We start from the raw sequence: 11,445 nt of genomic DNA on the forward strand, positions 1-11,445 counted from the left end.
CCGGCGGCTCGGCGGCCGATCCGCTGCGCTTCTCAGCCGTTCGGCGCAGTGACTGATCGGCGGCTCGGCGGCCGATCCGCTGCGCTTCTCAGCCGTTCGCCACAGTGCCTGACCGGCGGCTCGGCGGCCGATCCGCTGCGCTTCTCAGCCGTTCGCCGCGATGTCGTCGACCAGGGCGAGGAGGGTGCGGACCGGGACGCCCGTGCCGCCCTTGCTCCAGTGGCCGGTGGCCTCGCCGGAGTGGAAGGACGGGCCGGCGATGTCGATGTGGGCCCACTCGACGCCCTCGGTCACGAACTCGCGCAGGAAGACGCCGCCCTGCAGCATGTGGCCGGCGCGCTCCATGCCCGCGCTGACCTGCAGGATGTCGGCGACATCGGACTCCATCGACTTGCGGATCTCGTCCGGCAGCGGCATCGGCCAGGTCGGCTCGCCGACCAGGTCGCCGGCGGCCTTGGTGCGCTGGGCCAGCTTCTCCGAGCCCATCACGCCGGCGATCTTCTTGCCGAGCGCGATGACCTGGCCGCCGGTCAGCGTCGAGGTCTCGATGAGGTAGTCGGGCTGGGCCTCGCAGGCCAGCGCGATGGCGTCGGCGAGGATCATGCGGCCCTCGGCGTCGGTGTTGAGCACCTCGACCTTCTTGCCGCTGCGCATGGTGATCACGTCGCCGGGCCGGTACGCCTCACCGGAGAGCATGTTCTCCGCGATCGGGATGTACGCGGTCACCGCCACGGCGGGCCTCAGCTCGGCGATCGCGGCCATGGTGCTGGCCACGGCGGCCGCGCCGGCCATGTCGGACTTCATCTCCCACATGCCCTGCGCCGGCTTGATCGACACGCCGCCGGTGTCGAACGTGATGCCCTTGCCGATCAGCGCCACCTTGGTGGTCGACTCGGCCGGCGTGTACGTGATCTTCACCAGGCGCGGCTTGGCGGCCGAGCCCATGCCGACGGCGAGGATGCCGCCGAAGCCGCCCTCGATGAGCGCCTTCTCGTCGAGCACCTCGACGTCCAGCCCGGCCTTGCCGGCCAGCGCGGCGATCTCGTCGGCGAAGTTCGGCGGGCGCAGCAGGTTGGCGGGGGCGTTCACCCAGTCGCGGGTGCGGGCTACCGCGGCGGTCACCACGCCGGCGCGCTTGAGCTCGGCGTTGGCGGCGGCCTCCTTGGCGTCGGGCACCAGCACCGACACCGCGGTGACCGGGTCCTTGCGGCCGGCGGCCGGCTTGCCCTTGTAACCGGTGAACCGGTACGCCCCCAGCGCCGCGCCCTCCGCGACCGCGCGCAGGGTCAGCGCGCCGCTGTCGTCGGCGTCGTCGGACAGGGGCAGCGCCAGCACGACCTTCTTCGCGCCGGCCAGGGCGCGGACCGCGGCGGCGGTGGCGCGCCGCAGGGTGTCGGGGGCGGGCGCCGGGCCGGTGGGCTCGCCGCCCAGGCCGACGGCGACCAGGACGGGCGCGGTGATGGTGCCGAGCGTGGCGAGCTTGGTGACCTCGCCCGCGCCGCCGGTCGCCCCCAGCAGCGCCAGGGTGGCGGTCAGCTTGCCGTCGAACGCGGCGGCGATGCTCTCGGCCCCGGACGCCAGCAGCAGCTCGCCGACCGCGCCCTCGGCGCCTTCCTGACTGTGTACGCCGATGACGACGGCGTCCACGGTGAGGTCGGCGGGGTCGGTGTCGGCGAGGCTCAGCGTGGGCAGAGCCGTGGTGGGCGTGGTCACAAAGTACTCCTGGTGGACGTGGGTTGCTGCGCCGATGCTAACGAACCCCAAACGCCAGGGTAAGTTGCGCTCATGACCGACATGGGTTCAAAAGACTCAGCCGACCTGCTCACATCGCCTCTGCACGATCGTCACACGGCGCTGGGAGCGAAGTTCGCCGCTTTCGGCGGCTGGGACATGCCGCTGGAGTACGCCGGGGGCGGGGTGCTCAAGGAGCACGCCGCGGTCCGCGAGGGCGTGGGCGTGTTCGACGTCAGCCACCTGGGCAAGGCGCGGATCACGGGGCCGGGCGCGGCGGACTTCGTCAACGCCTGCCTGACCAACGACCTGGGCCGCATCAAGCCTGGTAAAGCGCAGTACACGCTGTGCTGCGACGATGCGACCGGCGGCGTGGTCGACGACATCATCGCCTACCTGTACGGCGACGACCACGTCTTTCTGATCCCGAATGCGGCCAACACCACCGAGGTCGTCCGCCGGCTGACCGCCGCCGCGCCCGCCGAGCTGACCGTCACCAACGAGCACGCGGACTTCGCGGTGCTGGCGGTGCAGGGTCCGCGCTCGGCGGAGCTGCTGGCCGAGCTGGGCCTGCCCACCGACCACGAGTACATGAGCTTCGCCACAGCCGAGCTCGACGGGGTCACCCTGACCGTGTGCCGCACCGGCTACACCGGCGAGCACGGCTACGAGCTGGTCGTCCCGTCGGCCGACGCGACCCGGGTCTGGGATGCCCTGTTCGGCGCGTCCGTGCCCGCCCGCGCCTGCGGCCTGGCCTCCCGCGACACCCTGCGCACCGAGATGGGCTACCCCCTGCACGGCCAGGACCTGTCCCTCGACATCACCCCGGTGCAGGCCCGCGCCGGCTGGGCCGTCGGCTGGAACAAGCCCGCCTTCTGGGGCCGCGACGTGCTGACCGCCGAGAAGGCCGCCGGCCCGCGCCGCACCCTGTGGGGCCTGGTCGCCACCGACCGCGGCATCCCGCGCGCCCACATGAGCGTGCTCTCCGGTGACCGGACCGTCGGCGAGATCACCAGCGGCACCTTCTCGCCCACCCGCAAGATCGGTATCGCGCTCGCCCTGCTCGACACCGCCGCCGGCCTGACCGAGGGCGACACCGTCGAGGTCGACGTGCGTGGCCGCCGAAGCTCCATGACGGTCACCAAGCCGCCGTTCGTGCAGCCGTCCGTCAAGTGACCGCGACACGGCGACAGGCACCGGCCGCCGCTGGTGCGGCTGTCCGTGAGATGAGCCCGTCGCGGTGACGCCGCCAGAGGCCACCGCGCGGCGTGCGCTGTCGGCGCAGCACCGCATGCGCCGGACACGGACCGTGACGCGAACGGCGCGGCCATACGCGTGAGCGGCTACATCTTTTTTGATGTGGGCACATCAAAAAAGATGTAGCCGCTCGGCGAAGACTGTCGTGCCGAAGCCCCCGCAACGGCATCGAGGCGGTGTCGCAGGTTCGCCGATGGCCTAGGGTGGGCGCCATGGCGGTCGCGTACGAGCAGGTGAGGGACTGGGTGCTGGCGCTGCCCGGGTGCGCCGAGGTGATGGTCGAGGAGTGGGGGCACCCGACCCTGCGGGTGGGGGACAAAATGTTCGCCTCCGGCATGCCGGGCAGCGACACCATGTCGGTGAAGGCCTCGAAGGAGGAGCAGGCGGCGCTGCTCGCCGCCGCGCCGGAGGTGTACTCGGCGGCGGCGTACGTCGGGCGGTTCGGGTGGGTGCGGGTCGAGCTGTCCCGGGTGGACGCGGCCGAGCTGCGGGAGCTGGTCGTCGAGGCGTGGCGGCGAACCGCGCCGAAGAAGCTGGTCAAGCAGTACGACGCGCAGGTCTGACCGCGGTGGGTCAGGCCGGACCGTCGAAGCCCTTCGCCTCGGCCACCCGGCCCAGCCACGAGGCCGCCTCGGCGGCGGGCAGCACCTCGTCGAGCGTGATCGAGGCCGTCATCATCGGGTAGCGGCGGACGTTGTCCCAGCCCCGGGCGTAGGGCGGCGGGTCCAGCACGACCACCCGCTGCCCGTCCAGCGCCGGGATGTCGGCGGGCACACCCTCGTTCCAGATCCACGCGCCGTACGCGTCGACCAGGTTGAACGAGCCGGTCACCTGCCCGCCGAACGACGTGGCGGGCGCGTCCAGCGCCACCGCGGTCCAGGCCGGGTCGACGGCCAGGCCCTCCAGCAGGCCGTCGGCGGCCGGGCCGGACAGGGTCGCGGCCAGCAGCGTGTGCAGCTGGAAGTTGTCGCCGATCCCGCCGACGGTCACCCGCCAGCCGCGCCCGGTGGCCCGGTGCAGCACCAGCAGCCGCTCCCCGTCGAGCACCGCCAGCAGCATGGCCAGCCAGCCCATGTCCTCGCGCTCGGGTTCCAGCGCGGCCACCGCCGCCCGCAGCGCCGGTTCGGCCTGGCAGGCCCGGCGCGCCGCGGCCGACTTCTGCAGCAGCGTGGTGGCGCAGCGCATCCAGGACTGCAACCCGAACCAGCTCTCGGCGAGCCGCACCGCCTGGTCCGGCGGGATGGCCGCGTCGAGGCGCTCCAGCGTGGTCTCGAACTCCGCGGGGTCGGGCTCGGGGGTGCCCTCGCCGGGGAACTCGCGTGCCCACACCTCGGCGAACTCCGCCGCCAGGCCCGCCACCTCGGTGAGCCGCTCACGCAGCACCGGGACCAGCGGGTCCGGGGCCGCGCCGAGCTCGATCAGCGCCCCGCAGAGCACCGCGAACTCGCCGCCGAAGCCGGGTCCCAACTCGCCGAGCAGCTCCGCGCAGGCGGTCAGGGCGGTGGTGAGCTCGTCCGCCGGGGCCGTCTGCGCGGCCTCCCACAGCTGCGCGGTGGCCGACTCGAAGGCCTCGATGTCGCGCTCGCGGCGGGCGCGCACCAGCGCGTCGCAGGCGCGGGCGAGCGGGGTGGCGGATTCGAAGATCATTCGCGAATGCTAGCGGGCCGCGGGTCAGAAGAGAATCAGTCCGATGGCGATCACCGTGGTCGCCGTTTCGGACAGGAAACCGAGCACGTCGCCGGTGACGCCGCCGAACCGGCGTACCAGATGGACACGCAGGCCGGCCACGACGAGCAGCGAGGCGAGCACGGCGGCCGGGCCCTGCCAGGGCCGGCCCGGCACGGCCGGCACCGCCAGGGCCGCGACGAGCAGGGCGGCCAGGGCGAGCGCGGCCGGGTGCACCGTGCCCGCGACCAGGGCGCCCATCCCGCCGGGCCGTGCCGCGGGCACGCCCCGTCGGCAGGCCTCGGTGATCGCCAGCCGTCCACCCGCGACGGCGGCGGCCACCGCCGCCACCAGCGCGGGCAGCGGCCGCGCCGACAGCTGTGCCAGCGCCCCGACCTGCAGCAGCAGCACCAGGATCAGGGCGACCACGCCGAACGGGCCGACCTCCGGCGACTTCATGATCTCCAGGGCGCGCTCACGCGAACGGTACGAGCCCAGCGCGTCCACCGTGTCCGCGAGCCCGTCCAGGTGCAGCCCGCGGCTCAGCAGCGCGGCCAGGCCCACCGTCAGCGTCGCGGCCACCAGCGCGGGCAGTCCCGCCGCGAACACCGCCAGCAGGCCGCCGAGCAGCGCACCCAGCAGCGCGCCGACGGCCGGGCCGAGGGTCATGGCCCGCCCGGCGACGACCCGGTCAAGCGTGCCCGGCCCGGCGACCGGCGCGACCGTGTACGTGGTCAGCGCCAGCCGCAGGCCGTCGAGCCACGACCCGCCCGGACCGTCAGTCCACGATGGAGGCGTCATCGGCACGGGCCACGGCCGGGTCGGTGGCTTCGTCCGGCTCGTCCTCGGGTTCCTGCAGGTGCGCGGGCGGCTCGTCGAGCAGCGGCGGCAGCGCGGGCAGCGACGCGGCCAGGGTCAGCGCCGAACGCAGCAGCGGCAGCGCCAGCAGCGCGCCCGCGCCCTCGCCGAGACCGGTGTTCAGGTCGGTCAGCGGGGTCAGGCCGAGCACGTCGGCGGCCAGCACCGTGGTCGGGTGCCGCCCGGTGTCGGCCAGCGCGCACCACAGCCGCGACTGGCTGCCCAGGTCCCGGGCGACCAGCCCGGCGGCGACGCCGACCGGCCCGTCCAGCAGCACCGGCGTGCGCCGCGCGGTCGCGCCCAGGATGACGCCGGCCGCGACCGCCAGATCCGGCCCGCCCAGCTCGGTGAGCAGCTCCTTGGCCGGCAGCACCCGCCCGCGGACCCGGTGCAGCGCGTCACGCACCGCGGCGCAGCGCCGCATCCACGCGGCGTCGTCGACCGTGCCGTCGGCGCTGACCACCCGGGCCAGCAGGCCGGGCACCTCCGCGCCGGTCACCGCGGACACCACCGCGGCGGCTGCCGCCTCGGCACCGGCCCCGCACGAGCCCAGCACCAGCAGGTCGACCCCGCTGTCGACGGCCTCGTCGGCGAGCTGCCAGCCGTAGCGCAGCAGCCCCTCGACGGTGTCCGGCTCGGTCGCCGGGCTGTGCTCGATGGCCTCGGCCGTGGCCGTGTCGACGATCTGCAGGCTGACCCCGTGCTCGGCGGCAAGCAGCCCGATCGGGCCCTCGCCGCGCCGGGCCTGCGCCGCGAGCAGCGCCGCCCCGTGCGGGGTCTGCCCGGCGGCGGCGTCGCCCTCGTGGTTGCCGTGCAGCAGCAGCATCCGGGGCTGCTGCCAGGGCAGCGGCACGGTACGGCCCTGCGCCCCCGCGGCGAACAGCACGATCTCGGCCAGCCGGCCCAGGCCCGCGCCGGGGATGTCGAGCAGGTGCAGGTGGTCGCGGGCGGCCTCGCGGGCGTCGCCGTCCGGGATGGGCAGGTCCATGTTCGGCCCGATGACGACGCCCGTGGCCACGAGCGGCAGGGCCTGGGTGCTCTCGGTCAGCGCGGCCGACGGCTTCGGCGCGGCGGCGGCCGGGGTGAGCACCTCGGGGCTGGGGATCACGGGAACAGACGGGATCGTCACGGTCGTCGGCGAACCGGCCGCGGCCGAGCCGGTGGCACCGGTGCCCGTGGCGGCGACCGCCGCAGCGGCACCTGCGCCCGTGACAGCCGCGTCCGACGTCGCACCGGCCGGTTGCGCGGTGGTGACCGGTGCGCCCGCCCCGGCCTGGCCCGTGGCTGCGGCGTCCCCGCCGCGCAACCAGAAGGGCTGTCCCGCGACGACGAGGGCCACCGCGTCGCAGGCCGCGGCGACGGCCTGGTTGACCAGTCCCATCAGGTCGGCGAAGCGCACACCCGCCTCGGACGGCGGCACGACGGACAGCCCGACCTCGGGGCTGACCAGCACCACCCGTGCCGCACAGCCGGCGACGGCGGCGGCCAGCCGGCTGACGTGCACGCTCGCGTCGTCGCGGTCCAGCAGGTTCACCACCCAGCCGCCGAGGTCGTCGACGATCAGCGTGTCCTCGGCGGCGGCCTGGCCGAGCGCGTCGACCAGGGCGGCCGGGTCGCCGTACGTCTCGACGGTGATCCAGGAGTGCGGCCTGCGCGCGCGGTGCGCGGCCACCCGGTCGGCGAACGCCGGGTCACCGCCGTCCGCCAGGGCGGTGGCCAGGTAGCGCACCGAGCGCGCGCCCGACAGCAGCGATTCGGCGTACTCGCTCTTGCCTGAACGAATGCCTCCGAGCACCAGCACCCGTGCCCCGAAGTGTGGGGGCCAACCGTCATGCGACATGCCCGTACCTTATGACCTTCGGCGGCGGAGCGGGTCAGCGGATGCGCCGCCTGCGCGGCCGGACGACGGGCGGCGGATAAGCTGATCGTCATGACGTGGAGCTGGCGGTACGAGGACGCGGCGGGCAAGCCGGTCGAAGGCCCGAACGAGACGTTCAGCAACCAGGCCGATGCCGAGTCGTGGCTCGGCCAGACCTGGCGTGACCTGGTCGCCGCCGGTGCGGTGGAGGTGATCCTCGTCGAGGGCGACCGCGACGAGTACCGGATGAGCCTGCAGGGGGCCTGAGCCCTGGACCGTCAGGGGCCGCCCGCGCGGGCGGCCCCTGACGTCACCGCTACGGCCGCTCGGCGGGGGACACGGTCTTGGCCGGGTCCCGCTCCGTGATCGGCTCGACGATCTCGTCGATCGCCTTCATCAGGTCGGCGTCGAGCTTGACGCCCGAGGCCTTGACGTTGTCGTACACCTGCTCCGGGCGGGTCGCGCCGACGATCGCCGACGAGACGTTCGGGTTCTGCAGCACCCACGCGATGGCGAGCTGCGCCATGGTCAGGCCCGCCTGCTCGGCCAGCGGCCTGAGCAGCTGCACCCGGGTCAACACGTCCTCGTCGAGCCAGCGCGCGATGAAACCGGCGCCCGACTTCTCGTCGGTGGCCCGCGAACCGGCCGGCGGCGGCTGGCCCGGCAGGTACTTGCCGCTCAGCACACCCTGGGCCATCGGCGACCAGACGATCTGGCCCAGGCCCAGCTCCTCACAGGTCGGCACGACCTCGGCCTCGATGACCCGCCACAGCATCGAGTACTGCGGCTGGCTCGACACCAGCGAGATCTTCAGCTCGGTCGCCAACGCGTGGGCGGCGCGGATCTCCGACGCCTTCCACTCCGAGACGCCGATGTAGTGCGCCTTGCCCGAGTGCACGATGTCGGCGAACGCCGTCATCGTCTCCTCGAGCGGGGTCGCGTAGTCGTAGCGGTGCGCCTGGTAGAGGTCGACGTAGTCGGTCTGCAGGCGGGTCAGCGAGCCGTTGATCGACTCCATGATGTGCTTGCGGGACAGGCCCCGGTCGTTGCGCCCCGCACCGGTCGGCCAGAAGACCTTGGTGAAGATCTCCAGGCCCTCGCGGCGCTCGCCCTTCAGCGCGCGGCCGAGGACGGACTCCGCGCGGGTGCCGGCGTACACGTCGGCGGTGTCGAAGGTGGTGATCCCGCTGTCGAGGGCCGCGCGCACGCACGCGTCGGCGGCGTCCTCCTCGACCTGCGAGCCGTGGGTGATCCAGTTTCCGTACGAGATCTCGCTGACGAGCATCCCGGAACGGCCCAAATGCCGAAACTCCATACGCAGACCCTATGCCGCCAGGCTCCCGCCGGCGGCAGAGGGTTGGTGAACCTTCTACAAAACCGGTTTCGTGTCGGCCAGCAGGCGGTCCAGCTCCTCCATGACGACCTGGCGGCTGGGCAGCTCCGGGTCGATGAACGGGCGGCCCTTGCGGTCGAGCGCGCCCCACCGGCCGGACGGCCCGGCGATCAGGAACGCGACCGGGTGGATGACCAGGGCGGGGTGCACCGGCGGCACCACCACGGCACCGGTGCGGTCCACCACGCCCTTGCGGCCGCCCGCGTCCACGATGGCCAGGCCCTCGTCGGAGAAGCCGTCGACGTAGCGGCCGTCGGTCAGCGCGGTCGCGAAACCGGTGAACTGGAACGGCACCACGGCCCGGCCCTGCTTGTCGACCGCGCCCCAGCCGCCCCGGCGCACCGCGGCCAGGCCGCGGCGGAACGGGCGCACGTCCTCGAAGCCGGTCGAGATGATGACCCGGCCCTGCTTGTCGATGGCGACCCAGTTGCCCGCGCCGTCGCGCGACACCCAGGCCAGCCCGTCGGAGAACGAGCCCACGCCGAGCCAGCCGGCCCGGCCGTCGATGAGTCGGGCGCCCGCCTCGTCGATCAGCTCCCAGGTCTCCATCTCCGGGCGGCGTACCCACGCCGCGCCGTCGCGGAACGGCTGCACGTCGGCGAACGCGGGGGAGATCACCGTGCGGCCGTCGGCCCCGGCGAAGCCCCAGCACTGCACGCGCTCGTCGAAGCGCGGCACCGGCGGCTTGCTGACCTGCAGGATCTCGTCCATGCTGCGCGGGTACGGGCCCATGCCGTTCTCGGCGATCTTCATCGAGACGGCGTCGAGCGCCATCTCGGTGCGCGTGATCAGCTCCGGGTCCTCGACCTTGCGCAGTTCGAGGGCCTTCTCGAAGTGGTTGAACGCCTCCATGTAACGGCCCTGGTCCAGGCAGGAACGCCCGGCGTGCTCGTGCATGGTGGCGCGCAGCCGGTCGGGCAGCTCGGTGGAGTTGGCCTCGGCGAACAGCTTGTCGGCCTCGGTGAAGTCGCCGCGCCACTGCAGCACGTGCGCCAGCCGGGCCTTGGCCAGCGCGATACGGCGCAGCTCGCCGGTCGCCTCGGCGTGCACGAGGGCCATCTTGCCGTCCGACAGCGCCTTGGTCAGGTCGCCGAGGATGCGCGAGACCACGGCCCGCAGGCTGAGCAGCCGGGCCCGGGTCGGGTTGTCGGTGGCCGGGGTGAGCTTCTCGGTGAGCCGGTCACGGATCTCCCGCAGCTCGTCCGGGTTGTCGACCAGCTCGCGCAGGGTCTCGTGGTGGAAGCGCCACTCGTACGCCGCCAGCACCTGCTCCGGGTCGGGACCCGACTCGGGGGTGGCCTCCGGCTCCGGCTCGGCGGCCGCGGCGGCTGCCGCCGCGTCACCGGTGACGGTGGCCGTCGTCGCCGCGGGCTCGGCCGCGGGCGTGGGCGCGGCGCCCGGGCGGACCAGCGGGTGCAGCATCGTCGGGGCGGACAGCGCGGTGGCCGCGCCGGCCGCGCTCGCGGCGACGGGCAGCACCGTGTCCGGGGTGGCCACGACCGGGGTGGTCGGCGCGGCCGGCGAGACCGGGTTCGCCGAGACCGGCGCGGCCGACACGGGAGCGGGGGAGACCGGCGCGGCAGCGGCCGCGGGCTCGCCGGAGACCGGCGCGGCCGCGGGGGCGGCCGACTCGGCCGGAGCCGGGGTGTCGTCCTTGACGGCGGGAATCATGCCGGTGTCCGAGGTGGCGTGGCGACCACGGCGACCCGGTGCGGCCTGCGCCTGCTCGGTCGCCGCCGGGGCGGCGGGCGTGGCGGCCTGCGCAGCCGGGGTGGGCTGGGCGGGGGACGTCGGGGCGGCCTGCTGCGCGGGCGGGGCCGCGGGCGGCGCGGCTGCCGCGGCCTGCGCGACCTGCTGCGCCACGGGCTGGCCCGGGGCCTGCTGGCCGGGAGCCTGCTGGCCCGGCGCGGGGGCATAGCCCTGCTGGCCGGGAGCCTGCTGGCCCTGGCCGGGCGCGCCGGGGTGGCCCTGCGGCGGCATGCCGGGCTGGCCGTAGACCTGGCCCTGCGGCGGCTGGCCGGGACGGCCCTGCGGGGGGCCGTACGGCGGCTGGCCCTGCGGGTGCCCGTAGGGCTGGCCCTGCTGCTGGCCGTGGCCGGGGTGCGGCTGGCCGTACTGCTGGGGGCCGTTCGGGTGCTGGTTGGGGCCGCCGTAGACCTGCCCCTGCTGCGGCGGGCGCGGACCCTGCGGGCCGGGGCCCTGCTGCGGGTGGCGGCCCTGCTGGGGCGGACCGTACTGGCCCTGCGGGCCGGGGCCCTGCTGCTGCGGAGGGCCGCCGTAGACCTGGCCCTGGGGGCCGTTCGGGCGATACTGCGGGCCGGGCTGCGGCGGCATCGGGCCGGGACGCCCGCCACGCTGCGCGTTCGGGTCCCAGTTGCCCTGGCCCTGCTGCGGCGGGCGCTGGCCGTTGGCGGGTGGGAACGGTCCGGGCGGCGGGCCCTGGCCGGCCTGGGGCTGGCCGTACTGCTGGGGGCCGTTGGGGTGCGGCTGGCCGGGGCCGTACTGGCCGGGCTGCTGCGGGCCGCCCTGCTGCGGCGCCTGCGCGCCGGCGGGCTGCTGCGCGGCGGGGTCGGGGGAGTCCGCGGGCGGGCGCTGTCCGGGCACGCGCGACCACGGCGACGTTGGCGTGCCGGCCCAGGCCGGCGTGCCGCGGTGCCGTTCGTCGGTGCGCTCGTCGGTCACG

At 74.8% G+C, this 11,445-nt stretch carries 9 protein-coding genes; 3 read left to right on the forward strand and 6 right to left on the reverse strand.

Annotated features, from left to right (window positions below; genetic code table 11):
* Positions 1 to 144: 144 nt before the first annotated feature.
* Positions 145 to 1,713, reverse strand: coding sequence for a leucyl aminopeptidase (locus Cco03nite_RS00500; protein ID WP_203687877.1), 1,569 nt, complete (start codon positions 1,711 to 1,713; stop codon positions 145 to 147).
* 72 nt (positions 1,714 to 1,785) lie between these two features.
* On the opposite strand from Cco03nite_RS00500, the gene gcvT reads away from it, so the two are divergent.
* A complete protein-coding gene (gene gcvT, locus Cco03nite_RS00505) occupies positions 1,786 to 2,907 on the forward strand; it encodes a glycine cleavage system aminomethyltransferase GcvT (protein ID WP_203687878.1) in 1,122 nt (373 codons plus the stop codon).
* Positions 2,908 to 3,200: 293 nt separating this feature from the next.
* The gene (locus Cco03nite_RS00510) at positions 3,201 to 3,551 is read left to right on the forward strand and encodes an MmcQ/YjbR family DNA-binding protein (protein ID WP_203687879.1); all 351 of its coding nucleotides are present in this window, start codon (positions 3,201 to 3,203) and stop codon (positions 3,549 to 3,551) included.
* Positions 3,552 to 3,561: 10 nt separating this feature from the next.
* On the opposite strand, the gene Cco03nite_RS00515 is transcribed toward Cco03nite_RS00510, so the two are convergent.
* From Cco03nite_RS00515 to Cco03nite_RS00525, 3 genes are read right to left on the reverse strand one after another with little or no spacing between them, the layout of a single operon-like run.
* Entirely contained in the window at positions 3,562 to 4,635 is a 1,074-nt protein-coding gene (locus tag Cco03nite_RS00515; protein ID WP_203687880.1) for a hypothetical protein, read from the reverse strand.
* Positions 4,636 to 4,659: 24 nt separating this feature from the next.
* Positions 4,660 to 5,454 (reverse strand): adenosylcobinamide-GDP ribazoletransferase, encoded by a 795-nt coding sequence (locus Cco03nite_RS00520; protein ID WP_203687881.1) that lies wholly within the window; start codon positions 5,452 to 5,454, stop codon positions 4,660 to 4,662.
* On the reverse strand, positions 5,432 to 7,351 hold the full coding sequence (locus tag Cco03nite_RS00525) for a bifunctional adenosylcobinamide kinase/adenosylcobinamide-phosphate guanylyltransferase (RefSeq protein ID WP_203687882.1): 1,920 nt from the start codon (positions 7,349 to 7,351) through the stop codon (positions 5,432 to 5,434). The genes Cco03nite_RS00520 and Cco03nite_RS00525 overlap by 23 nt, the downstream gene beginning before the upstream one ends.
* 90 nt (positions 7,352 to 7,441) lie before the next feature.
* Between Cco03nite_RS00525 and Cco03nite_RS00530 the strand changes: the two genes are divergently transcribed.
* Positions 7,442 to 7,636, forward strand: a complete 195-nt coding sequence (locus Cco03nite_RS00530) for a hypothetical protein (protein ID WP_120316212.1) — start codon at positions 7,442 to 7,444, stop codon at positions 7,634 to 7,636.
* A gap of 49 nt (positions 7,637 to 7,685) precedes the next feature.
* On the opposite strand, the gene Cco03nite_RS00535 is transcribed toward Cco03nite_RS00530, so the two are convergent.
* On the reverse strand, positions 7,686 to 8,684 hold the full coding sequence (locus Cco03nite_RS00535; protein WP_203687883.1) for an aldo/keto reductase family protein: 999 nt from the start codon (positions 8,682 to 8,684) through the stop codon (positions 7,686 to 7,688).
* A gap of 54 nt (positions 8,685 to 8,738) precedes the next feature.
* Positions 8,739 to 11,444 carry a WG repeat-containing protein gene (locus Cco03nite_RS42140; RefSeq protein WP_239167008.1) on the reverse strand — a complete coding sequence of 902 codons (2,706 nt, stop codon included), beginning with the start codon at positions 11,442 to 11,444 and terminating at the stop codon, positions 8,739 to 8,741.
* Position 11,445 lies beyond the last annotated feature (1 nt).

Origin of the sequence: Catellatospora coxensis, assembly GCF_016862635.1 — a bacterium.
GTDB lineage: Bacteria > Actinomycetota > Actinomycetes > Mycobacteriales > Micromonosporaceae > Catellatospora > Catellatospora coxensis.

Bases quoted from the DNA above. Each gene is read 5' to 3' on its own strand.
- Cco03nite_RS00510 (WP_203687879.1), top strand. From the start codon at position 3,201: ATGGCGGTCGCGTACGAGCAGGTGAGGGACTGGGTGCTGGCGCTGCCC.
- Cco03nite_RS00520 (WP_203687881.1), bottom strand. From the start codon at position 5,454: ATGACGCCTCCATCGTGGACTGACGGTCCGGGCGGGTCGTGGCTCGAC.
- Cco03nite_RS00525 (WP_203687882.1), bottom strand. From the start codon at position 7,351: ATGTCGCATGACGGTTGGCCCCCACACTTCGGGGCACGGGTGCTGGTG.
- Cco03nite_RS00530 (WP_120316212.1), top strand. From the start codon at position 7,442: ATGACGTGGAGCTGGCGGTACGAGGACGCGGCGGGCAAGCCGGTCGAA.
- Cco03nite_RS00535 (WP_203687883.1), bottom strand. From the start codon at position 8,684: ATGGAGTTTCGGCATTTGGGCCGTTCCGGGATGCTCGTCAGCGAGATC.
- Cco03nite_RS00515 (WP_203687880.1), bottom strand. From the start codon at position 4,635: ATGATCTTCGAATCCGCCACCCCGCTCGCCCGCGCCTGCGACGCGCTG.
- gcvT (WP_203687878.1), top strand. From the start codon at position 1,786: ATGACCGACATGGGTTCAAAAGACTCAGCCGACCTGCTCACATCGCCT.